Origin of the sequence: Sinomonas sp. G460-2 (genome assembly GCF_047759905.1) — a bacterium.
GTDB lineage: Bacteria > Actinomycetota > Actinomycetes > Actinomycetales > Micrococcaceae > Sinomonas.
Genome location: NZ_JBKZWT010000033.1, coordinates 1 through 22747, shown reverse-complemented (window position 1 = coordinate 22747; position 22747 = coordinate 1). Strand labels below are relative to the sequence as shown.

General features: G+C 68.4%; 18 protein-coding genes and 2 tRNA genes. 11 read left to right on the top strand and 9 right to left on the bottom strand.

Annotated elements, in window-relative coordinates:
* Both ACLN58_RS05810 and ACLN58_RS05805 read left to right on the top strand, forming a co-directional pair.
* The coding region (locus ACLN58_RS05810) for a hypothetical protein (protein ID WP_415854323.1) at positions 1-586 on the top strand (586 nt) is incomplete at its 5' end.
* 35 nt (positions 587-621) lie between these two features.
* Positions 622-1428 carry a transglutaminase-like domain-containing protein gene (locus ACLN58_RS05805; protein ID WP_415854322.1) on the top strand — a complete coding sequence of 269 codons (807 nt, stop codon included), beginning with the start codon at positions 622-624 and terminating at the stop codon, positions 1426-1428.
* A gap of 53 nt (positions 1429-1481) precedes the next feature.
* Here ACLN58_RS05805 and ACLN58_RS05800 read toward each other — a convergent pair whose 3' ends face one another.
* From ACLN58_RS05800 to bcp, 7 genes are all read right to left on the bottom strand, one after another.
* Positions 1482-1934 carry a MarR family winged helix-turn-helix transcriptional regulator gene (locus tag ACLN58_RS05800; RefSeq protein ID WP_415854324.1) on the bottom strand — a complete coding sequence of 151 codons (453 nt, stop codon included), beginning with the start codon at positions 1932-1934 and terminating at the stop codon, positions 1482-1484.
* A 77-nt stretch (positions 1935-2011) separates the two neighbouring features.
* On the bottom strand, positions 2012-3151 hold the full coding sequence (locus ACLN58_RS05795; protein WP_415854321.1) for an LLM class flavin-dependent oxidoreductase: 1140 nt from the start codon (positions 3149-3151) through the stop codon (positions 2012-2014).
* 87 nt (positions 3152-3238) lie between these two features.
* The gene (locus ACLN58_RS05790; protein WP_415854320.1) at positions 3239-6457 is read right to left on the bottom strand and encodes an efflux RND transporter permease subunit; all 3219 of its coding nucleotides are present in this window, start codon (positions 6455-6457) and stop codon (positions 3239-3241) included.
* Positions 6458-6531: 74 nt separating this feature from the next.
* Positions 6532-8022 (bottom strand): malate:quinone oxidoreductase, encoded by a 1491-nt coding sequence (locus ACLN58_RS05785; protein ID WP_415854319.1) that lies wholly within the window; start codon positions 8020-8022, stop codon positions 6532-6534.
* A gap of 130 nt (positions 8023-8152) precedes the next feature.
* Entirely contained in the window at positions 8153-9811 is a 1659-nt protein-coding gene (locus ACLN58_RS05780; RefSeq protein ID WP_415854318.1) for an ABC transporter substrate-binding protein, read from the bottom strand.
* Between the two features lie 86 nt (positions 9812-9897).
* A tRNA-Leu gene (locus ACLN58_RS05775) sits at positions 9898-9979 on the bottom strand.
* Between the two features lie 65 nt (positions 9980-10044).
* A complete protein-coding gene (gene bcp / locus ACLN58_RS05770) occupies positions 10045-10530 on the bottom strand; it encodes a thioredoxin-dependent thiol peroxidase (protein ID WP_415854317.1) in 486 nt (161 codons plus the stop codon).
* Positions 10531-10730: 200 nt separating this feature from the next.
* Between bcp and ACLN58_RS05765 the strand changes: the two genes are divergently transcribed.
* The 3 genes from ACLN58_RS05765 (at position 10731) to ACLN58_RS05755 (ending at position 12463) form a co-directional block, all read left to right on the top strand.
* A tRNA-Lys gene (locus ACLN58_RS05765) sits at positions 10731-10803 on the top strand.
* A gap of 94 nt (positions 10804-10897) precedes the next feature.
* Positions 10898-12223, top strand: coding sequence for a hypothetical protein (locus ACLN58_RS05760; RefSeq protein WP_415854316.1), 1326 nt, complete (start codon positions 10898-10900; stop codon positions 12221-12223).
* Positions 12224-12247: 24 nt separating this feature from the next.
* Entirely contained in the window at positions 12248-12463 is a 216-nt protein-coding gene (locus tag ACLN58_RS05755; RefSeq protein WP_415854315.1) for a hypothetical protein, read from the top strand.
* Between the two features lie 334 nt (positions 12464-12797).
* Here the strand turns inward: ACLN58_RS05755 and ACLN58_RS05750 are convergent, their stop codons facing one another.
* Together ACLN58_RS05750 and ACLN58_RS05745 are read right to left on the bottom strand one after the other, a co-directional pair.
* A complete protein-coding gene (locus tag ACLN58_RS05750) occupies positions 12798-12986 on the bottom strand; it encodes a hypothetical protein (protein WP_415854314.1) in 189 nt (62 codons plus the stop codon).
* 39 nt (positions 12987-13025) lie between these two features.
* The gene (locus ACLN58_RS05745; protein WP_415854313.1) at positions 13026-13508 is read right to left on the bottom strand and encodes a hypothetical protein; all 483 of its coding nucleotides are present in this window, start codon (positions 13506-13508) and stop codon (positions 13026-13028) included.
* Between the two features lie 143 nt (positions 13509-13651).
* Between ACLN58_RS05745 and ilvD the strand changes: the two genes are divergently transcribed.
* The 6 genes from ilvD to metG all read left to right on the top strand — a co-directional run bounded on the left by ilvD (position 13652) and on the right by metG (position 22698).
* Entirely contained in the window at positions 13652-15379 is a 1728-nt protein-coding gene (gene ilvD, locus ACLN58_RS05740; RefSeq protein WP_415854312.1) for a dihydroxy-acid dehydratase, read from the top strand.
* 319 nt (positions 15380-15698) lie between these two features.
* A complete protein-coding gene (locus ACLN58_RS05735; protein WP_415854311.1) occupies positions 15699-17573 on the top strand; it encodes an acetolactate synthase large subunit in 1875 nt (624 codons plus the stop codon).
* 3 nt (positions 17574-17576) lie between these two features.
* Positions 17577-18089: an acetolactate synthase small subunit gene (gene ilvN / locus ACLN58_RS05730; protein ID WP_415854310.1), complete on the top strand. Its 513-nt coding sequence runs from the start codon at positions 17577-17579 to the stop codon at positions 18087-18089.
* Between the two features lie 65 nt (positions 18090-18154).
* Positions 18155-19180, top strand: coding sequence for a ketol-acid reductoisomerase (ilvC, locus tag ACLN58_RS05725; RefSeq protein ID WP_415854309.1), 1026 nt, complete (start codon positions 18155-18157; stop codon positions 19178-19180).
* A 184-nt stretch (positions 19181-19364) separates the two neighbouring features.
* On the top strand, positions 19365-20960 hold the full coding sequence (serA, locus tag ACLN58_RS05720) for a phosphoglycerate dehydrogenase (RefSeq protein WP_415854308.1): 1596 nt from the start codon (positions 19365-19367) through the stop codon (positions 20958-20960).
* 178 nt (positions 20961-21138) lie between these two features.
* The gene (gene metG, locus ACLN58_RS05715; protein ID WP_415854307.1) at positions 21139-22698 is read left to right on the top strand and encodes a methionine--tRNA ligase; all 1560 of its coding nucleotides are present in this window, start codon (positions 21139-21141) and stop codon (positions 22696-22698) included.
* Positions 22699-22747 lie beyond the last annotated feature (49 nt).

Below are 22747 nucleotides of genomic sequence, written 5' to 3'. Positions count from 1 at the left end.
GGCCAAGTGGAAGACGTTCACCGATCCTGGGAAGACGGTGAGCTTCGAGCTCCCGGACGAATGGATCGTCCAGTCCGGCGCCGCCGCTGCGGGATCCTCGGCGGGCGCCCTGCACTTCGACGTCAAGAAGGCGGACGGGACATTCGTCGCGGCGCTCCAGACCGGCCTCCCGCAGCCGACGCAGCAGGCGTGCGACCCCGCCCAGGCCAAGGCCTATTCCGTGCTCAACAGCCTCCCCGTGACGCTCCCGTTCACGGACAGCCCCACCGCGATCTCGCCCCGCTTCGTCTTCCGGGTCATCCAGGGGTACAAGTACTTCGGCTCGTTCGGTCTCGTGGGCGTTGCGACGGTGTCCCAAGACGGGAAGGCGTGCAAGCTCGCCAACGTGGTCCCGGGGCCCGCGAGCATCGGGGGCTACGCGTTCTCCGACGTTCTGGAGCTAGCGCCGCTCTCGCCCCAGGCCCAGGTTGCGCCGCTGCAGGCATTCGATAACCTTGCTCAAGCGTCGGCCTACGTCCAGAACTCCGGTGACTTCGCCAACGCCCAGCGCATGATCATGTCGCTGAAATTCCTGAAGACCTCCTAGCACGTCCCGGCGAACCCTAGCCTGTCTGGAGCAATATGCTGCGCACTGTCGGCGCCCGTCTGTCCTTCACCACCGTGGCGCGGACCAAGGTCGCGATGGCCGTCGCGGCCGCTCGGAATCCCGGCTACAGCTCGTTCGACGAGCGGCTGACCGTCACGGCGGGAGGGGAGCCCGTGCCGTGGCGCGAGCTCACGGACGGGCACGGCGGCAGGTTCCACGTGCTCGAGTTCGCGGAGCCTTCCGACGTCGAGGTCGAGTACTCCGCGACCGTGGATGGCCGTGCCATTCCCGACACTGTGGACGAGATGGAGCTCATCCGCTACGTCCGGCCCAGCCGCTATGCCGAGAGCGACCGGCTCCTGCCTACTTCCTATGGGCAGTTCGGGCGCCTGGGCGGTTCCGAGCTCGTCCTCGCGGTGCGGAAGTGGGTGCACGAGCAGCTTTCCTATGTGGGCGGCTCGTCGCGCGGCACGGACGGAGCCGTCGAGACCCTCCTGCATCGCCGCGGAGTGTGCCGCGACTACGCGCACCTGGCCATCGCTCTCCTGCGCGCCAAGGACGTGCCCGCGCGCCTCACCGCGGTATACGCGCCCGGGCTGCGGCCCATGGACTTCCACGCCGTGGCCGAGGCGTTCGTCGATGGCGCGTGGCACGTCATCGACCCCACGGGCCTCGCGTCGCGGGCCGGGATGCTGCGCATCACGGCTGGCCGCGACTCCTCGGACACGGCGTTCCTCTCCACGGTCGGCGGGAGCCTTGTGCTGCGCAGGCTCTCGGTCTCGGCGGAGTCCGACGAGGAGTTGCCCGACGACGAGCCGGGGAAGCTCTCGATCATCGGCTAGGCCGCGACCATCGGCGGGAACCTCGCAGACCATGGCCGCGCGGCGTCCGGCGCTCAGAGCGGGCGGCTCTCCTCGACGTGCTGCCGAAGCTTCGCGGTGAGCCGCGTGAGCTCGGCGAGCTCGCCGCCGTCGAGCGCGGTGCCGAAGAGCCGCGCGATCTCGCGGACGTGCCCCCGCCCGATGCGCCGCTGAGTCTCGAGCCCGGCCTCGGTGAGCGCGATGAGCGTCCCGCGGCCGTCCTCGGGGGCCGCGCGCCGTGTCACGAGACCCTTGCGTTCGAGCCGGTCCACGAGCCGGCTCAGGCTCGACTGGGCCAACAGCACGTGGTTGTTGAGCTCGTTGAGCCGCAGGCCGCCCTCGGGGCACCCGCTCAGCGTGAAGAGCACGTCGTACTCCTTGATGCCCAGCTCGCGGAACGCCGGATCGGTTTGGAGCCGGCGCATGACCGAGACCTGGGTGCGGAACAGCGACTCCCAGGCCTCGGCCGTCTCCCGCACGGACGGCATGGACGGCCCGGATGACCTGGAGGGCCCGGACGGTCCGGCCGGCGAGTGGCTCACCGGCCGGTCCGCCGTGGGCGCGCTCATCGCGACGTCTCCGCGGGTTCGGCTGGCTCCTCGCTCTGCGCCGATTCCTCGTCGCCTGCCGCGGCCTCGAGCTGCCGCGCGACCCGGGCGGCGTGCGTGGGGCCCTCGGGGACGTCTGCGGGCCGGCGCTCGGCGAAGCCAGCCTTGAGCTCGGGGAGCACCTCGCCGAGGAGATCGAGCTGCTCGAGGACGGTCTTGACCGGGAGCCCCGCGTGGTCCACGAGGAACAGCTGGCGCTGGTAGTCGCCGAAGTAGTCGCGGAACGCGAGCGTCTTCTCGACGAACTCGGCCGGACTGCCGACCGTGAGCGGGGTCTGGGCGGTGAAGTCCTCGAGGGATGGGCCGTGGCCGTAGACGGGTGCGTTGTCGAAGTACGGGCGGAACTCGTTCACGGCGTCCTGCGAGTTCTTCCGGAGGAAGAACTGGCCGCCGAGCCCCACGATCGCCTGGTGCGCCTTCCCGTGCCCGTAGTGCTCGAAGCGCTCGCGGTACAGGTTGATGAGGCGGATGTAGTGCTCCTTGGGCCAGAAGATGTTGTTCGCGAAGAAACCGTCGCCGTAGTACGCCGCGAGTTCCGCGATCTGCGGGGTCCGGATCGAGCCGTGCCACACGAAAGGGGCCACGCCGTCGAGCGGCCTCGGGGTCGCCGTGAAGTTGTGCAGGGGGGTGCGGAACTTCCCGCTCCAGTCCACCACGTCTTCGTCCCAGAGGCGGCGCAGGAGCGAGTAGTTCTCGATCGTGAGCTCGAGCGCGTCCTGCGGGTTCTTCCCGAACCACGGGTACACCGGGGCGGTGTTGCCGCGGCCCAGGACGAGGTCCGCGCGGCCGTCCACGAGATGCTGGAGCATCGCGAAGTCCTCGGCGATCTTCACCGGATCGTTCGTGGTGATGAGCGTCGTGGTCGTGGAGAGGATGAGGCGCTCGGTCTGCGCGCCGATGTAGCCGAGCATTGTGGTCGGCGAGCTCGGGTAGAACGGCGGGTTGTGGTGCTCCCCGGTCGCGAAGACGTCGAGGCCAACCTCTTCGGCGTGCTTGGCGATCTGCACGATGGCCTTGATTCGCTCGGCCTCGGTGGGCATCCGGCCCGTCGTGGGGTCAAGGGTGACGTCGCCGACGCTGAAGATTCCGAACTGCATGATGACCTCTTTCCTCGGTTCATTCAGGATACATGCATTTGCATCTATCCCGAACCCCAGAGGGTCAGAGATTGTTCCCGGGGTGTCTTAGGCCTTCGCCGCCCGGCGGCCGGTGACCTTCGGCACGGCTCCCGTGGTCCAGTCGCCGCCGAAGTCATTCGCGTCATCTTCTTGGTCCGCCTCGAGCTCAACCGGCTCAAGCTCCACCGGCTCGGGCCGGCGAGCGAGGTCGCGCAGGAGCCGGCGCCGCTCGAGCCGCCCCTCGACGAGGCGGTAGAGCACCGGGACGAGGACGAGCGTGAGCGCGGTCGAGGAGACGAGGCCGCCGATGACGACGACGGCGAGCGGTTGGGAGATGAACCCGCCGCCGCCCGTGAGGCCCAGAGCCATGGGCGTGAGGGCGCAGATCGTCGCGAGCGCCGTCATGAGGATCGGGCGCAGGCGCTGGCGCGCCCCCTGCTCGATCGCGTCCTCGAGGGCCAGCGCGGGGCGCCGCCCGCTCGGTCTCCGGTACTGGTTCATGAGGTCGATGAGGACGATCGCGTTCGTCACCACGATGCCCACGAGCATGAGCAGCCCGATGAGCGCCGGGAGGCCGAGCGGGGTACCGGACGCGAGCAGGAGCAGGATCGCGCCGGTCCCGGCGAACGGGATCGAGACGAGCAGCACGAGCGGCTGCAGCAGGCTCTTGAACGCCGCGACCATGACCACGTACACGATCGCGATCGCCGCGAGCAGCGCGAGGCCGAGCTGCTTGAACGAGTCCGCCTGCTGGGTCGCGGCTCCGCCCACGGACGCCGTCGCCCCGCCGGCGAGCGTCAGTGCGTCGACACGCTTCTGCACCTCGGTGCTCACCGAGCCGAGGTTGGAGTCGCCGGGGGAGACCGAGACCGTGGCCGTGCGCTGGCCGGACGTGCTCGTGACCGTCACGGGCACGTCCACTGACGCGACGCTCGCGATCGAGCCGAGCGTGAGGCCCGAGGCGCCGGGGAGCGGGAGCGCGCGCACGGCGTCGATGCTCGAGAACTGCGTGCCCTTGCCGATCAGCACGGGGAAGTCGCTCGTGTCGATCCGCACGGTGCCGGCCGGGATCGGGCTCACGGTCGCGGCGAGGAGTGTCCCCACCTGCTGCTCGGAGAGGCCCGCGGCGACCGCCTTGGCGCGGTCCACCTTGACCTGGACCACCGGCTGGCCTGACGCGAGGTTGCTCGTCACACCCGTCGAGCCGGGCACGTCCTTGAGCGCTGCCATGGCCGCATCGTTCGCAGCGGCGAGGGACGCCGAATCCGGCGCCTTGACCGTGACGTCCACGGTCGACGCCGTGCCGAAGCCGCCCTGCTGCTGGCGCACGCTCACCGTGCCCACGCCGCTGAGGCGGGCGACGGCGTCGCGCACGTCCTGCTGGACGCTCGCCTGATTCGCGGAGTCGTCCGTGATGACGGTGAACGTCGCGTTCGAGGCGCCCGAAGAGAGGAAGGCGCTGAAGCCCGTGGTCGAGTTGCCGATCGTCACCTGGACGGTCTTGACGCCGGCGGTTCCGCGCAGGGCGCCCTCGACCTTCGCGGCCGCGGAACTCGTCGAGTCGAGGCTCGTCCCCGGGGGCATTTGCTGCGACACCGTGAAGCTGTTTTCGCCGGAGCTGCCCAGCAGATTCGTCTGCAGGAGCGGGGTCATGCCGAACGTCGCGACGAGCACCACGGCGCCGGCGACGAGCGTCCACACGGGGTGGCGCTGCGTTCCGCGGAGGATCGGGAGGTACCCGCGCTGGAGCCAGCCGCGCCGCTCCTTCTCGTGGGCCTCGGCCTCGACCTCGTCGGGTTTGACCGCGCCCGGCGACTTGTGGCCCAGGAACCAGTACGCGAGCACGGGCACAATCGTGAGCGCGACCGCGAGCGAGGCGAGGAGCGCGATCGTGACGGTGAGCGCGAACGGTCGGAAAAGCTCGCCCGCGAGGTTCCCCACGAACGCGATCGGGAGGAATACCGCGACGGTCGTGAGCGTCGACGCCGTGACGGCCCCGGCGACCTCGCGCACGGCCCCCAGGATCGCCGTCGTCTTTTCCTCGCCGTAGCTCAGGTGACGCTTGATGTTCTCGATCACCACGATCGAATCGTCCACAACGCGGCCGATCGCGATGGTGAGCGCTCCGAGCGTGAGGATGTTGAGCGAGTAATGCGCAGCGAAGAGGCCGATGAACGTGATGAGGAGCGAAAGCGGGATCGAGACGGCCGTGACGAGCGTCGAGCGGACCGAGAGCAGGAACACGAGGATCACGAGGACGGCGAAGCCGAGGCCCAGGAGGCCCTCGGTGGTGAGGTCCTTGATCGACTTCTCAATGAACGGCGCCTGGTCGAACACGGTGGTGAGCTTCGCGTTGGAGCCAAGACCCGACTGGATCCCCGGCAGGGCGTCGCGGACGGCGTGGGAGATCGCGACCGTGTCTCCCTCGGGCTTCTTCGTGACCGAGAGCGCGAGGGTCGGCTTGCCGTCGGTGCGCGTGATCGACGTCGCCCCGTCGTCCTGGAGGTCGACGGCGGCCACGTCGCCGATCTTGGTGGGCTGCTTCGCGCCCGCGAGGGGAAGGCTCTTGATGGCGTCCGTCGAATCGACCGGGCTTCCGGCCTGGAGCGAGAGCGCGCGGCCCTGATCCGTCACGGTGCCGATCGGCACGAGTGAGCCGTTGTTCTGGAGCGCGGTCCGGATGGCGTTGACGTCGACGCCGCGGGCCGCCATCGTGGCCGGGTCCGGTTGGATCTGCACGTGGCGCGTCGCGCCGCCCGTCACGTCGACGCTCCGCACGCCGTCGATCTTCGAGAGCGCGGGGACCGCCTGCTGGGTGAGCTGGCCCTCGAGCTCGCTCAGGCCCTTGTCCGAGGACGCGGCGATGAACACGATCGGGAAATCGCTCACGCTCCCCGCGAGCGTGTTCGGCGTGACGTTCGAGGGGAGCTGCTGCTTCGCGGTGGAGATCGCGCGGTCGATCTGGTTCCGGGCCCGGTCGAGGTTCGTCCCGTACGTGAAGGAGAGGCGGATCGTCGAAACGCCGGTTCGGGACGTCGACGCGCTGCTCTCGAGGCCCTCGACCGCCTGGAGCGCCTTCTCGAGCGGCTGGCCCACCTGCTTGTCGACGACGTCGGGCGAGGCACCGGGCATCGACGAGACGACCGTGAGCTGCGGGAACTCGATGGACGGGATGAGCTCCTGCTTGAGGGTCCCGACGGTGATGACGCCGAAGACCGCGGCGAAGAGCGTGATGAGCGCGATGAGCGCCTTGTTGGACATCGAGAGGCTCGCGAGCCGGAACATGGTGGTGGGTTCTCCCGTTGGACGGCGACGGCCCGCACCGTCCTCGAACGGTGCGGGCCGCCAGGGCCTGTGCGCTACTGTGCTGTCGCCGCGAGCTGAAGCGCCTCGGCCGTGCTGGCCGCGAGCTCCGCCGCGAGGTCCGGATTGTCGTTGAGCTTGACGCCGTAGCCGGGCATCATCTCGCGGAGCTTGTCCTCCCAGCCGCGGTACTTCTTGGGGAAGCAGCGTTGCATGAGCTCAAGCATGATGGGCACGGCCGTCGAGGCGCCTGGGGACGCGCCGAGGAGGGCACCGACCGAGCCGTCGCGGGCCGTGATGACCTCGGTGCCGAACTGCAGCACGCCGCCCTTGGCCGGATCCTTCTTGATGATCTGAACGCGCTGGCCGGCGGTGATGAGCTCCCACTTCTCGCCGTCCGCGAGCGGGAAGTATTCGCGGAGAGCCTCGACCTTCGCGGCGTGGCTCTTCGCGACCTCCTTCACGAGGTAGGCCGTGAGGTCCATGTTGTCCTTCGCGACCGCGAGCATCGGGACGATGTTGCCCGCGCGGATGGACAGCGGGAGGTCGAGGAGCGAGCCGCTCTTGAGGAAGTTCGTCGAGAAGCCCGCGTAGGGTCCGAACAGGAGCGAGCGCTTGCCGTCCACGAAGCGCGTGTCGAGATGCGGGACCGACATGGGCGGCGCGCCGACCGACGCCTGGCCATAGACCTTGGCGTTGTGCTGCGCCGCGATGCCCTCGTCCGTGCAGCGGAAGAACTTGCCGGAGACGGGGAAGCCGCCGTAGCCCTTGCTCTCCGGAATGCCGGACTTCTGGAGGAGGTGCAGCGCACCGCCGCCCGCTCCGATGAAGATGAACTTCGCGTGGATGGCACCGCGCTCGCCCGAGGCGGTGTGCTTGGTCGAGACGTCCCAGCCGCCGCGCGAGCGCTTGACGTCGGTCACGTCGGTTCCGTAGTTGACCTCGACCCCGTTCGCGTCGAGGAACGCGACGAGCTCGCGGCTCAGCGTGCCGAAGTCGACGTCGGTGCCGGAGGCCACCCGGTTGGCCGCGACGCGGCCCGGGCCGCGCCCGTCCATCACGAGGGGGGCCCACTCGGCGATCTGTGCCGGGTCCTCGGAGAACTCCATCTCGGCGAAGAGAGGGTTCGGCTTGAGGGCCTCGAAGCGCCGCTTGAGGTAGTCGGAGTGGTCGCTGCCGAGCACGAAGCTCATGTGCGGGACGGTGTGGATGAACCGCGTGGGGTCGCCGATGTCCCCTTCGCGGACCAGGTGGGACCAGAACTGGCGCGAAAGCTGGAAGCCCTCGTTGATGCCCAGCGCCTTCGCCGGACTGACCGAGCCATCCTTGGCCTGCGGCGTGTAGTTGAGCTCGCAGTAGGCCGCGTGGCCGGTTCCCGCGTTGTTCCAAGGGCCCGAGCTTTCGAGCCCCACCGCCGGGAGGCGCTCGAAGAGCACCACGTTCCAGGCGGGTTCAAGTTTCTTGATGAACGCCCCGAGGGTGGCGCTCATGATGCCACCGCCGATCAAGACGACATCGGCGGACCGAGTGGTGGATATGAAGGTCACTGACTCTCCCTGCGCAAATGGACCACAGGCAGAATATCCCTCGCGGGCGCGGTTCTCTAAATCCTCGCGGGCCGCTGAGTCAAGGGGTCTGCGCCCTCTTTTTTGGCGCGGAGACGCGGGCGGCCCGAGGCTACGAGGTCTTGAGCGTCACGCGGTTGAACGTCTCGTTGAGCACCGGCGAGGTCGGGTAGTTGACCACACGGTTTGAGACGGCGACGGCAGAGATGGGGAACGCGATCGGCACGGCCGGGGCGGTGCTGCCCAGCTGCGCGTTGATGCTCTGATAGGCCTGCGTGCGGTCCGCTCCGTCGGGGAGGGACCGTGCCCTGTCGATCTTGCTGAAGAGCTGGGCGTCGAAGAAGCCGAACTCTCCGGTCTTGGCGCCGAACAGCGGCGCAAGGAAGTCGTCGGGGTCGGCGAACGTGCCGTAGCGGCCCAGGAGGTGGAACGCGTGGTCGCCCGCGCTCGTGACCTTCTCGAGGTAGCCGTCGGACCACGCAATCGGCACGGGCTTGAGGTTGAGCCCCAGACGCGTGAGCTGGGCGCTGAGCTCGCCGTAGACCTTCTCCGGCGAGGGGAGGTAGAGGCGCGTGGTGTTGAGCGGGTAGTAGAACTTGAGTTCCTCGCCCTTGTACCCGGCCTCGGAGAGGAGCCGCTTGGCCTTTTCGGGGTCGTACGCGGGGAAGCCGCCGGCCTGGTTGAAGCCGCTCAGTTTGGGGGCGATGAACTGTGCGGCCGGCTTCGTATCCTCGAGGAAGAACGGGCGGATCACGGCGTCCTTGTTGATGCTCATCGCGATCGCGAGACGCACCTTCTCGTTCTGCAGGATCGGGACGGCCTGGTTCATGCCGAGGTACATGACGGAGAACGGGTCGCGCCGAACCACTTGCAGGCCCTTGCGGACGAGCGTCTCGATGTTGTCGAGCGTCACGGCGTCGTAGCCGTCGATCCTGCCGTCCACGAGCGCCTGGAGCCGCGCCTGCGGCTGGTCGAACGCGACAAACGTGAGGGCGGAGATCTGGCCCCGGGCACCCCAGTAGTTCGGCGACGCCTCGAGCGCCACGCGGTCGGTGGCCCATTCCTTGAAGCGGAACGGACCGGTTCCGACGGGGTGCAGGGCGTAGCGCGAGATCCTTGTTCCAGCTGACGTCTGGTCCGCTGCATCTGCCGTGCCGGCCGCGAGGGCCGTGGGGGAGGAGATCGCGAATCCCGGCGTCGTGAGCGCCTGGAGGAACCCTGTGAGCGGCTGGGTGAGCGTGATCTTGACTTGCCGATCGCTGACCGCGTCGCAGCTCTTGAAGAGGGAGAGCGTCGGGGCGTCCGCGTGGGCCTTGAACACGCCCGTGAACGGAAGGGGCCCACTCGCGGCCCGGAATGCGGGGCTGAAGTTGAACCAGCGGTCGAAGTTCGCCTTGACCGCGGCCGCGTTGAACGGCGTGCCGTCGTGGAACGTGACGTTCTGGCGCAGGGTGAACGTGTAGCTCAGCAGGTCGCTGCTCTGGGTCCACGAGGTCGCGAGCGCTGGGGCGGGCGCGCCAGTCTCGGGGTCCGTGGTCACGAGGCACTCGAGGATCTGGCGGGTGATGCGCCACGACTCGAGCTCGGCGATGACGGCCGGGTCGAGGCCGATCGGCGGGGCCGGCGTCGCGAACGTGAAGGGCTCGCTCGGCGCGTCCGTTCCGCTCGCGCTCGGCGAGGGCGTGGGGCCGGGCGACGCCGTGCAGCCTGTCAGAAGGGCCGCGACCGCGGCCGCCTGAAGCAGTTCCCTGCGTCCGATGCTCCGTGCCACTCTACGCCCTTCCCCGCCGCATGCCCGGCGCCCTCAATGACTGGGTGTCGACCTGCACGGTCGGCTGATGCACGGACCGGAGGCGGTGCGCGAGGAGGGACTTGAACCCTCACGTCCGAAGACACAGGAACCTAAATCCTGCGTGTCTGCCAATTTCACCACTCGCGCGCGGCCCCGCCCGCGCGAGCGGGAGGGCCGTCTGCCAGTCTAACCGGCGCGAGCGCCCCCGAGTCTCAGTCGATCTTCAGGTCTCGGCGAAGTTTCGCGACATGGCCCTTGGCGCGCACATTGTATTGCGCGAGCACAATCCGACCATCCTCGTCGAGGACGAACGTGCTGCGGATGAGCCCCTGATACACCCGCCCGTAGTTCTTCTTCTCTCCCCACGTGCCGTAGAGGTCGGCGACTCCGTGGTCCGCATCCGCAAGGAGCGGGAAGCCGAGGTGCTGCTCCGCGGCGAACTTCACGACCGCCTTGGCCGGGTCGGGAGACACACCGACGACGGCGTAGCCCGCACCTCCCAGCGATTCGAGGGAGTCGCGGAAGTCGCACGCCTGCTGCGTGCACGCGGGGGTATCCGCCGCGGGGTAGAAATAGAGCACCGTCTTGCGTCCGCGGAGGTCCGCGAGACTCGTGGTGGCGCCGTTCGAATCGGGCAGCGAGAAACCCGGCGCGAACTCTCCCGGGGCGAGCCTCCGGGGCTCTGGCGAAGTGGTCATTCTGCCAGCGTAGCTGCGCCCCGCGAGGCCGCGCAGTCATGCGGATCCGAGCCCGATTGTGCCGTGACAGACAACACGCCGAACGGGGGCTCTGCCGATTTCGTTCTGGGGCTCAGTCCGTGTAGAGTTACATGTCGTTGCGGGGGACGCCGCGAGGTCCGGAGATCGTTCCGAAGGCCAGCGAGAGTCCCGCACGGAATGCGCCTCTAGCTCAATTGGCAGAGCAATTGACTCTTAATCAATGGGTTCCGGGTTCGAGTCCCGGGGGGCGCACAGTCACCCCTCCCTGATCTGCGGAAACGCGGATCGGGGAGGGGTTTTTGTGTCTCGGCGCCTCGCTGTCGGGGTCGGTCGATAGGCTTGCTCAGTGACCGCGGAGCTCCCCAGGAAGACGCTGCCCGACGACCCAAGCCGAGGGGAGATCCTCACCAGCCTTGTCATCGGTGCGCAAACGTGGATCCACCGCCGCGTGGACTCGTTCACCCTCGGCGCCGGAGGCACGACGCGCCGGTCCATGTCCTTCGACCTGACCATCCCACCCGACTTCACGCTCCTCGGGCCCAAGGACCAGGTTCTGGTGCCGCTAGCCCTGATCGAGAAGGGCGCGCTCCGACGGGTCGACACTGACGACCCCGACCGGCACCCGATGCCAGTGCTCGGTGCCGCCGAGAACAGCAGGCTCACCGCGGAGCTTCTCGCGTTCCTGCTCGAACCGGCCGCCCCGGGACTCGGCTTCCCGTCCTCAAGGCTGCGACTCCTGCTCGATCGGCTCGTGGCCTTCCGGCCCGGCATCGACAGCGACGCCGACCGCGCCCACATCGTGGCCGAGCTGGACAACGCGATCAGGGACGCGTGGCCCGATCCGGACGGGGAACAGGCCGAGGTGGCCGCCCTCGCGGAGCACATCGCGAGGGGATTCCTCGACCACTTCCTCCTCGTCGTCGCCGTCTCGAGCGATCTCGTCGGCCGCCGGGTGGTCTTGAAGTTCGGCTACGACCGTGAGGTCGGCGCGCCCGACTGGGGAAACCGAGTTGGAGCGATCAGGTTCTCGCTGCCCGACGTCGGGCTCAGCCGCAGCCAGCACGTCGAGTTCGAGGCGCCGCCCGGACTGAAGGTCGTCGAGCTCGATGTGGCCGAGACGTTCCGGGAGCATCCGACGGGTAACGGGGGAGTGGACCATCCAGCGGAGCAGCGCGCGGTGGCGCATGTCGCGTTCACCCCGACGCGTCCGCTCTCCGGCGCTGAGGCCCGGGTCGAAGTCGCCCCGGTGGGCTCCGGCATCTACAGCTTCACCGTCGTCGCGGTCCTCGCGGTGCTTGCCTTCTCAGGACTGATCATCAACGAGCGTCAGCCTGGGGTGCAGCTGGTCTCGTTGGATTTCCACGTCCCATCGCAATCCGTTTCGCTCCTCCTGATCGGACCCGCGCTGTTCCTGTCGTGGATGGCGCGCGCCCCCGAACACCGCGCCCTCGCGGCCCTCCTCGCGCCCTTGCGATTGATGCTCGCCGTATGCACTCTGGCCCTTCTGCTGGCAGGGGTCGCCGTCGCTGTTCCGCTCGAGCGCTGGGTCTGGGACACCATCTGGGCGCTGGTACCGATTCTTGGAATTGTGAATTCGATCGGGCTTCTCCTCTATTCAGTCAACGCGCCCGGGTTTGTCCGTGCGCTATTCGAGAGACGTTCCGCCCCGTAAACTGGCCCGAGAAGGGAGGTCGAAATGCGCAACGAGAACAACCGGGCCAAGGCACCTCGCCAGTCCCGCCGCACCTATACGGACTTGTACATCAACATGGGCGGCGGCTCCCTCGTGGGCAAGGACCTCCCGCTGACCGAGGAACAGGCCGACCGCGCAGTCGACGCGATCCTCGACCGGGCCCAGAAGGCCGTCGCGGCGCGCCGCGCCATGGGCGGCTATCACCCCAAGAGCGCCTGAACCAACAGGCTAGGACACGTTCCAGTGGTAATGGCCGCTGGCGTCCGGCCCCTTGCCGCCGCAGATGTAGGTCCGGCCGTTGGCGGCGAGTCCACTCTGCCCCACCATTGCATTCGGGCAGAAGGCCCCGGGGATGATGTAGGCCGGAGCCGGGGCCGGCGCGACCGGAGCGGGTGCGGGCGCAGCCGGAGCTTGCTGCTGGGCCGGAGCCGGTGCGAGTTGTCATGGAGTACCCCCAATTATCCAAGAGAAATGGTGGCGAGAGGCTACTCCGATTTACATGTCCAATCAAGCGCGGGCGATGCGACATTTCGCCCGCGCGAATCGGTCCAGGTCAGGACGCTCCACTCTGGCGCGAGCGATGCCTTCCGTTGCCGGTCGTGGACGTGTCCTCGTGCAGGACCGTCCAGGCCGCCGCGACGGCAAGCACGATGGCGGAGATGGTCATGGGCAGCCAATCCACGAACGGCCTCCCTCGGTCGGTGCCGTCGCGGGCCGACTGCCCGCGGCGCGTTCCGACCATTCAACGGTCCGCCGCCGGAGGCGACCAGAGAACTAGGTCCTAGAGGGCCGCGAGCGTCCGCATGAAGTCGGCAAAGTCCTCGGCGTCGTCGTCCTGCTCGATGACCCGCAGGTCGTGGGAGCTCGGAGCGTCGATCACGCAGCGTCCGCGCACGGTGAAGGAATAGACCCTCCCGGTGCTCGTGCCGATGTCGAACGCGCCGGGGACCGCCTCCTCGGCGTAGGCGAGGTTCGTGAGGTCGATCGTCCACGGTCGCCCGGAGGGCTCGAGGGTGCGCCGGTCGAACGGTGCGATGACAAGCTCTGCCGGCCGCCTCCGGTAGCCCAGGACCAGGCCGTGCGGCACGGGCGCGCCCGGCAGGACGCCGTCGAACGTTCCGCCGGTCTCGGCCGCGCACACGAGGTTGTAGGAGGCGTAGTTCGGGATCTGTCCGTCGAAGAGCCGGTGCAAGGCCGTCTTGAGTGCTGCGTCTGTTGTGGCACGGGCCCAGCCTTCGGGGTGGGGCGGGTGCTGGCTGCTCACGCTTGCTCCTTTCGCCGCGCCCCCAGTCTACGTGTCCAGAATACGGACTGGGGTCCGTGATTTGGACGAAACAATCCCGGAATTTGGCGGTTGGTGCCGGATGGCCGGTCGGACCACGAGAACCGCGGTCATAGACTCTCCCCATGACCGAGCAGAGCCAGACATCTTCCGCGCCCCGCGAGGGCGTCGACATCAAGCCGCGCAGCCGCGTCGTGACCGACGGCATCCACGCCGCGCCCGCCCGCGGCATGCTCCGCGCCGTCGGCTTCGGCGACGAGGATTTCGCGAAACCTCAGGTCGGCATTGCGAGCTCCTGGAACGAGATCACGCCGTGCAACCTCTCGCTCGACCGCCTCGCGAAGGCCGCCAAGGAAGGCGTCCACGCCGCCGGTGGCTTCCCCATGCAGTTCGGCACGATCTCGGTTTCCGACGGCATCTCGATGGGCCACCAGGGCATGCACTTCTCCCTCGTTTCGCGTGAGATCATCGCGGACTCGGTCGAGACCGTCATGCAGGCCGAGCGTATCGACGGCCAGGTTCTGCTCGCGGGGTGCGACAAGTCGCTTCCGGGCATGCTTATGGCCGCCGCGCGCCTCGACGTCTCGAGCGTCTTCCTCTACGCGGGTTCGATCATGCCGGGCTGGGTCAAGCTCGAGGACGGAACCGAGAAGGACGTCACGCTCATCGACGCGTTCGAGGCCGTGGGCGCATGCGCCGCGGGCAAGATGTCGAAGGGCGATCTGGACCGCATCGAGCGCGCGATCTGCCCCGGCGAGGGCGCGTGCGGCGGCATGTACACCGCCAACACGATGGCGAGCGCTGCCGAGGCCCTCGGCATGTCCCTCCCCGGCTCCGCCGCCCCGCCCTCGGCCGACCGCCGCCGCGACATGTTCGCGCACCGCTCGGGCGAGGCCGTGGTCAACCTCCTCCGCCAGGGCATAACCGCCCGCGACATCATGACGCGCGAGGCGTTCGAGAACGCGATCGCCGTGGTCATGGCGTTCGGCGGCTCGACGAACGCCGTGCTTCACCTCCTCGCGATCGCCCGCGAGGCCGAGGTCGAGCTCGAGCTCGAGGACTTCAATCGAATCGGGGACAAGGTCCCGCACCTCGGCGACCTCAAGCCGTTCGGCCGTTACGTCATGTACGACCTCGACCGCGTGGGTGGCGTGCCCGTGGTCATGCGCGCGCTCCTCGACGCCGGCCTCCTGCACGGCGACGCGCTCACGGTGACCGGCAAGACGGTCGCCGAGAACCTCGCCGAGATCGCGCCGCCGGATCTCGACGGCAAGATCGTCCGCGCGATGGACAACCCCATCCACAAGACGGGCGGTCTCTCGGTGCTCCACGGCTCGCTCGCCCCGGAGGGTGCGGTCGTCAAGACGGCGGGATTCGACGCGGAGATCTTCGAGGGCAACGCCCGCGTGTTCGAGCGCGAGCAGGGCGCGCTCGACGCGCTCGACAACGGAGAGATCGCGGCGGGGGACGTCGTCGTCATTCGTTACGAAGGCCCCAAGGGCGGCCCCGGCATGCGCGAGATGCTCGCCATCACGGGCGCGATCAAGGGCGCCGGCCTCGGCAAGGACGTCCTGCTCCTCACGGACGGCCGCTTCTCGGGCGGGACCACGGGCCTGTGCATCGGGCACGTCGCCCCCGAAGCGGTCGACGGCGGCCCCATCGCCTTTGTTCGCAACGGCGACCGGATCCGCGTGGACATCCCGAACCGCACGCTCGAGCTCCTCGTTGACGGCGCCGTGCTCGAGGCGCGCCGTGAAGGCTGGCGGCCGCTCCCGGCCAAGTTCACGAAGGGCGTCCTGGCGAAGTACGCCAAGCTCGTGCACTCGGCGAGCGAGGGCGCGGTCCTCAACTAGGAAGTCCCTCCTGTCCGACGGTGGGGTCCGAGGGGCCCCGCCGTCGGAGTCTCACGTGGTGGGCCGCTGTCCGCATCCTGAGACAGCGCGTTCGTGGATTGACACTCTCACGGGCCATTGTGAAGACTGTGGGCATGCAGACCGTTTCGACCGACATGGTGCTCAATGTCGTCGTCCTTGCCAAGCGCGTGGCTCACTAAAAGCCCGACTGGCAACGTTCTGTCACGCGCAACCCCTCGGAGAGCCGAAAGGCTGAGGGGTTGTTTTTATTTGAGCTGAGCACAGCTCCTTCGCCACGAAGATCCTAAGGAAGAGACTGATGAGCAAAGGAACGCCGATCAGCCCATCGCTGATGGCTTCGAAGCCGTCTGCGGCCAAGGCCGCGGATTCCGTCGACTCTGTCGACTCTGCCTCTGCCGTCCTGGGGCCCAACCGCGTTGTTGAGCCCACAGAGATGACTGGATCTGAAGCAATCGTCCGCTCGCTCGAGGAACTTGGCGTGGACGATGTCTTTGGTCTTCCGGGCGGCGCGATCCTGCCGACCTACGACCCTCTGATGGCTTCGAAGATCAACCACATCCTGGTGCGCCACGAGCAGGGCGCCGGCCACGCTGCCCAAGGGTACGCGATGGTCACAGGACGTGTTGGAGTCTGCATTGCAACGTCCGGTCCGGGCGCCACCAACCTGGTGACCGCGATCGCCGACGCGCACATGGACTCCGTTCCCCTCGTCGCAATCACCGGGCAGGTCGCGAGCAGCGTTATCGGCTCCGACGCCTTCCAGGAAGCGGACATCGTCGGCATCACGATGCCGGTCACCAAGCACTCGTTCCTCGTCACGCGCGCCGAAGACATCCCGCAGACCCTCGCGGAAGCCTTCCACCTCGCCTCGACGGGCCGACCCGGCCCCGTCCTCGTGGACGTGACGAAGGACGCCCAGCAGTCCAAGATGACGTTCAGCTGGCCGCCCAAGGTCGACCTCCCCGGATACCGGCCCGTGACCCGCGGCCACAGCAAGCAGGTCCGCGAGGCCGCCAAGCTCATTGCGGCGTCGTCCAAGCCCGTGCTCTACGTGGGCGGCGGCGTGATCAAGGCGGCGGCGTCCGAGGAGCTCCTCCGGCTCGCCGAGACGACGGGCGCGCCCGTGGTCACGACGCTCACGGCTCGGGGCGCGTTCCCCGACTCGCACCCGCAGCACGTGGGCATGCCCGGCATGCATGGCTCGGTCTCGGCCGTGACGGCGCTCCAGCAGGCGGACCTGCTCGTGACGCTCGGCGCTCGCTTCGACGACCGGGTCACGGGCGTGCTGAACACGTTCGCGCCGAACGCGAAGGTGATCCACGCGGACATCGATCCCGCCGAGATCTCCAAGAACCGTACGGCCGACGTGCCGATCGTGGGCTCCGTCAAGGAGATCATCCCCGAGCTGGCTGACGCCGTGCGCGCGCTCCAGGAGAAGGACGGACCGGCGGACCTGAGTGCCTGGTGGACGTTCCTGCGCAGGCTCAAGGAGGACTACCCGCTCGGCTGGACCGAGCCGGAGGACGGCCTCCTCGCCCCGCAGAAGATCATCAAGCGCATCGGCGAGCTCACGGGCCCCGAGGGCGTGTACGTGGCAGGCGTCGGCCAGCACCAGATGTGGGCCGCGCAGTTCATCGACTATGAGCGGCCGCGCGCGTGGCTCAACTCGGCGGGCCTCGGCACCATGGGCTACTCCGTGCCGGCGGCGATGGGCGCGAAGGTCGGCAACCCCGACCGGGTCGTGTGGGCGATCGACGGCGACGGCTGCTTCCAGATGACCAATCAGGAGCTGGCCACGTGCACGCTCAACAAGATCCCGATCAAGGTCGCGGTCATCAACAACTCCTCGCTCGGCATGGTCCGGCAGTGGCAGACGCTCTTCTACGACGGCCGCTACTCCAACACGGACCTGCACACGGGCGCCGAGACCGTTCGCATTCCCGACTTCGTCAAGCTCGGCGAGGCGTACGGCTGTGCGTCGTTCCGCGTCGAGCGCGAGGAGGAGATCGACGAGGTCATCCAGAAGGCCCTCGAGATCAACGACCGCCCGGTCGTGATCGACTTTGTTGTGAGCCCCAACGCGATGGTCTGGCCCATGGTGCCGTCCGGCGTGAGCAACGACTTGATTCAGGTGGCACGTAATTCCACGCCCGTGTGGGAAGAGGAGGACTGAGGCATGGCCCGCCACACCCTGTCTGTGCTGGTCGAGGACAAGCCCGGCGTGCTCACGCGCGTCGCGGGGCTCTTCGCCCGCCGTGCGTTCAACATCCATTCGCTCGCCGTCGGGCCGACTGAGGTCGAGGGCATTTCCCGGATCACGGTCGTGGTCGACGCTGAGGGCGATCTGCTGGAGCAGGTCACGAAGCAGCTCAACAAGCTCATCAACGTCATCAAGATCGTGGAGCTGATGCCCGAGAACTCGGTCCGCCGCGACCACCTCCTCATCAAGGTGCGCGCCGACGCGGCCACCCGCATCCAGGTGACCCAGGCCGTGGAGCTGTTCCGCGCGTCGATCGTCGATGTCTCGACCGACGCGCTCGTCGTCGAGGCGACCGGTAACACCGAGAAGCTCGAGGCGCTCCTCACAGTGCTCGAGCCGTTCGGCATCCGGGAGATCGTCCAGTCCGGAACCCTCGCGATCGGCCGCGGCTCGCGGTCGATGAGCGATCGCGCCCTGCGCGCGAGCTAGTTTCGCGGCGCCCGCGAGAGCGGGCCTCGCCCCCACACCTTCGAAAAGCAAGTCAAGGAGAAGAAATGACTGAGCTCTACTACGACGACGACGCCGACCTTTCGGTCATCCAGAGCCGCAAGGTCGCCGTGATCGGCTACGGCAGCCAGGGCCACGCCCACGCGCTGAACCTGCGCGACTCGGGCGTCGACGTCCGCGTCGGCCTGCTCGAGGGCTCGAAGAGCCGCCCGAAGGCCGAGGAGGAGGGCCTTCGCGTCCTGACCCCGCGCGAGGCCGCGGAGGAGGCCGACGTCGTCGTCATCCTCGCGCCCGACCAGACGCAGCGCCACCTCTACGCGCAGGACATCGCCCCGGCCCTCAAGGACGGCGACGCGCTCGTCTTCGGCCACGGCTTCAACATCCGCTTCGGCTACATCCAGCCGCCGGCGGGCGTCGACGTCATCCTCGTCGCGCCGAAGGCCCCGGGCCACACGGTGCGCCGCGAGTACGTCGCGGGCCGCGGCATCCCGGACATCATCGCCGTCGAGCAGGACGCGACCGGCAAGGCCTGGGACCTCGCGAAGGCCTACGCGAAGGGCATCGGCGGCACGCGCGCCGGCGTCATCAAGACCACGTTCACCGAGGAGACGGAAACCGACCTCTTCGGCGAGCAGGCCGTGCTCTGCGGCGGCGTGTCGCACCTCGTCCAGGCGGGCTTCGAGACTCTCACCGAGGCCGGGTACCAGCCGGAGATCGCCTACTTCGAGGTGCTCCACGAGCTCAAGCTCATCGTGGACCTCATGTGGGAGGGCGGCATCGCGAAGCAGCGTTGGAGCATCTCCGACACCGCCGAGTACGGCGACTACGTCTCGGGCCCGCGCGTCATCTCGCCGGAGGTCAAGGAGTCGATGAAGGGGATCCTGGCCGACATCCAGTCCGGGGCCTTCGCGAAGCGATTCATCGACGACCAGGACAACGGCGCCGTCGAGTTCCTCCAGCTCCGTGAGAAGGAGGCCGGCCACCCGATCGAGGCGACCGGCAAGGCGCTCCGCTCGCACTTCTCGTGGAGCCAGCAGGACAACGACTACACCGAGGGCAGCGCAGCTCGCTAGTCGAGCACCGAAACGGCGGGTGCCCAGCACCCGCCGTTTCGGCTGTCACGTCGACCGGCGTGACCGCCGCCACACCTGCGCTTCCTTTACCCGCCCAGCCACCCTTACCCGCCCAGCCACCCTTACCCAGCCGCCCTTACCCAGCCGCCCACCGCCGCCCACACCACCCGGAGAGGCCCGCCTCGTGTCTACCGACAAGCCCGTCGTCCTCCTCGCCGAGGAGCTTTCCCCCGCCACCATTGAGGCCCTCGGCCCCGACTTCGAGATCCGTCACACCGACGGCGCCGACCGCTCCCAGCTCCTGCCCGCCATCGCCGACGTCGACGCCATCCTTGTGCGCTCCGCGACGAAGGTCGACGCCGAGGCCATCGCGGCCGCGAAGAAGCTCAAGGTCATCGCCCGCGCCGGCGTGGGCCTCGACAACGTCGACATCAAGGCCGCGACCCAGGCCGGGGTCATGGTCGTCAACGCGCCGACCTCCAACATCGTCTCCGCCGCCGAGCTCACGTGCGGCCATATCCTGAGCCTCGCGCGCAATATCCCGGCCGCGAACGCGTCCCTCAAGGGCGGCGAGTGGAAGCGCTCCAAGTACGCCGGAACCGAGCTGCTCGACAAGACGCTCGGCGTCATCGGCCTGGGCCGCATCGGCGCGCTCGTCGCCGCCCGCATGCAGGCGTTCGAAATGAACATCGTCGCGTTCGACCCGTACGTCACGTCCGCGCGTGCCGCCCAACTCGGCGTCAAGCTCGTGACCCTTGACGAGCTGCTCGCGGTGAGCGACTTCATCACGATCCACATGCCGAAGACCCCGGAGACGGTCGGCATGCTCGGCGCCGAGGCCTTCAAGAAGATGAAGAGCACGGCGTACGTGGTCAACGTGGCCCGCGGTGGCCTCGTCGACGAGGAAGCGCTCACGGAGGCGCTCGAGAACGGCGAGATCGCGGGCGCGGGCATCGACGTCTTCGTGAAGGAGCCGAGCACCGACCTCCCGTTCTTCGGCAGCCCCAACGTCGTCGTGACCCCGCACCTCGGCGCGTCGACTGACGAGGCCCAGGAGAAGGCCGGCATCTCGGTCGCCAAGTCCGTGCGGCTGGCCCTCGCGGGCGAGCTCGTTCCGGACGCCGTCAACGTGGCCGGCGGCGTGATCGCCCCGGACGTGCGCCCCGGCATCCCGCTCATCGAGAAGCTCGGCCGCATCTTCACGGCTCTCAGCCACGAGCCCGTCACGCAGATCGACGTCGAGGTCGCGGGCGAGATCGCGGCGCTCGACGTCAAGTCCCTCGAGCTTGCCGCCCTCAAGGGCGTCTTCACGGACATCGTGTCGGAGAAGGTCTCCTACGTGAACGCCCCGGTCCTCGCCGAGCAGCGCGGCGTCACCGTGCGCCTCCTCACCACGTCCGAGGCGGAGGACTACCGCAACGTCCTCACGATCCGCGGCCTCCTCTCCGACGGCTCGCAGGTCTCGGTGGCGGGCACGCTCACGGGCCCGAAGCAGGTCCAGAAGCTCGTGGGCGTCAACGGCTACGACGTCGAGATCCCGATCTCCGACCACCTCGTGGTCATGGCGTACACGGACCGCCCGGGCGTCATCGGCACGATCGGCCACATCCTCGGCATGAACAGCGTCAACATCGCGGGCATGCAGGTGGCCCGCGCCGAGCAGGCCGGCGAGGCCATGGCGCTCCTCACGGTCGACTCGAAGATCCCGGCGACCGTGCTCGAGACCGTCAAGAGCGAGATCGGCGCGACCGCGGTCCGCGAGATCGACCTCGAGGACTGACCCGAGGCGGCTCGTCTGGGCACCTCATCTGCGCTTCGCCGCAGGCAACGGACGACGGCGGGGGCTCACCACGGGTTGTTTACCCGGGCACGGTGAGGCCCCGCCGTCGTCCGTCTTTTTCTGGGCGCCGGCGCCGCGCGTGTTCGCCGCTCGCCCGGCGATCCGGTAATTTCTTAGGGTGACGTCCGCAGCCGAGAAGGCCCCCTTCTACATCACCACCGCCATCACGTACCCGAACGGCGAGCCGCACATCGGGCACGCCTACGAGTACATCGCGACTGATGCGATGGCGCGCTTCAAGCGCCTCGACGGACACGAGGTCTTCTTCATGACCGGCACGGACGAGCACGGCCTCAAGATCGCGCAGTCCGCGCAGAAGGCCGGCATCACGCCCAAGGAGTTCGTGGATCGGAACGCGGAGCTCTACAAGCAGACGCACGCCGAGCTCGGCATCACGTACGACCGCTTCATCCGCACGACCGACGCCGACCATTACGCCGCCGCGCAGGCGATCTGGAAGCGCATGGAGGCGAACGGGGACATCTACCTCGACAAGTACGAGGGCTGGTACTCGGTGCGCGACGAGGCGTACTACACCGAGGACGAGACCCTGGTCCGCGACGGCGTGCGGTACACGAAGGAGACCGACACCGAGGTCACGTGGACGGCGGAGGAGAGCTACTTCTTCCGGCTCTCGGCGTACCAGGACAGGCTCATCGCGCTGTATGAGTCGCAGCCCGAGTTCGGCGCGCCGCAGTACCGGTTCAACGAGGTCATCTCCTTCGTCAAGCGGGGCCTCGAGGACCTCTCGATCTCGCGCACGACGTTCGATTGGGGCATCCCCGTCCCGGACGCGCCCGGCCACGTCATGTACGTGTGGGTCGACGCGCTCACGAACTACCTCACGGGCGTCGGCTTCCCGGACGTCGACTCGGCGGAGTTCCGCAAGTACTGGCCCGCGGACGTGCACGTGATCGGCAAGGACATCTCGCGCTTCCACGCCGTGTACTGGCCCGCGTTCCTCATGAGCGCGGGGCTCGACGTGCCCAGGCGCGTCATGATCCACGGCTTCCTCCAGAACAACGGCGTCAAGATGTCCAAGTCGCTCGGCAACGTCGTGGCGCCGCGTGACTTCATCGCCCAATACGGCCTCGACCAGGTGCGTTACTTCCTCCTGCGCGAGGTGCCGTTCGGCGCCGACGGGAGCTACAACCACGACGCGATCGTGGGGCGCATGAACGCGGACCTCGCCAACAACCTCGGCAACCTCGCGCAGCGCTCGCTGTCCATGGTCGCGAAGAACCTCGACGGCGTAGTCCCGGAGCCCGGCGAGCTCGCGCCGGCGGACGTCGCGCTGCTCGACGCGGCCGGCGGCCTCCTCGAGGCTGCGCGGGCCGCGTTCGAGAAGCAGGAGTTCAGCCGCGCGCTCGAATCGATCTGGGGTGTGCTCGGCGACACGAACGCGTACTTCGCCGAGCAGGCGCCGTGGGTGCTGCGCAAGACGGATCCCGCGCGCATGGCGACCGTCCTGTACGTGACGCTCGAGGTTCTGCGCATCGTGTCCGTGCTCGTCCAGCCGGTCATGCCTGACTCTGCCGGGAAGCTGCTCGACGCGCTCGGCCAGGCCGTGGGGGAGGCTCGCGAGTTCGCCGCGATCGGCACCCGGATCGTGCCGGGCACTCAGCTCCCGGCGCCCACGCCCGTCTTCCCGAAGTACGAGGAGCCGGCCGCCGTCTGACGCTCGCCAGCGCGCGGTGAGCGGCGGGACCCCAGGGGTCCCGCCGCTT

Coding starts and splice junctions, on each gene's coding strand:
- ACLN58_RS05790 (WP_415854320.1), bottom strand. CDS start 6,457: ATGTTCCGGCTCGCGAGCCTCTCGATGTCCAACAAGGCGCTCATCGCG.
- ACLN58_RS05795 (WP_415854321.1), bottom strand. CDS start 3,151: ATGCAGTTCGGAATCTTCAGCGTCGGCGACGTCACCCTTGACCCCACG.
- ilvC (WP_415854309.1), top strand. CDS start 18,155: ATGACTGAGCTCTACTACGACGACGACGCCGACCTTTCGGTCATCCAG.
- ACLN58_RS05755 (WP_415854315.1), top strand. CDS start 12,248: ATGCGCAACGAGAACAACCGGGCCAAGGCACCTCGCCAGTCCCGCCGC.
- ACLN58_RS05805 (WP_415854322.1), top strand. CDS start 622: ATGCTGCGCACTGTCGGCGCCCGTCTGTCCTTCACCACCGTGGCGCGG.
- ACLN58_RS05750 (WP_415854314.1), bottom strand. CDS start 12,986: ATGGTCGGAACGCGCCGCGGGCAGTCGGCCCGCGACGGCACCGACCGA.
- ilvN (WP_415854310.1), top strand. CDS start 17,577: ATGGCCCGCCACACCCTGTCTGTGCTGGTCGAGGACAAGCCCGGCGTG.
- bcp (WP_415854317.1), bottom strand. CDS start 10,530: ATGACCACTTCGCCAGAGCCCCGGAGGCTCGCCCCGGGAGAGTTCGCG.
- ilvD (WP_415854312.1), top strand. CDS start 13,652: ATGACCGAGCAGAGCCAGACATCTTCCGCGCCCCGCGAGGGCGTCGAC.
- ACLN58_RS05735 (WP_415854311.1), top strand. CDS start 15,699: ATGAGCAAAGGAACGCCGATCAGCCCATCGCTGATGGCTTCGAAGCCG.
- ACLN58_RS05800 (WP_415854324.1), bottom strand. CDS start 1,934: ATGCCGTCCGTGCGGGAGACGGCCGAGGCCTGGGAGTCGCTGTTCCGC.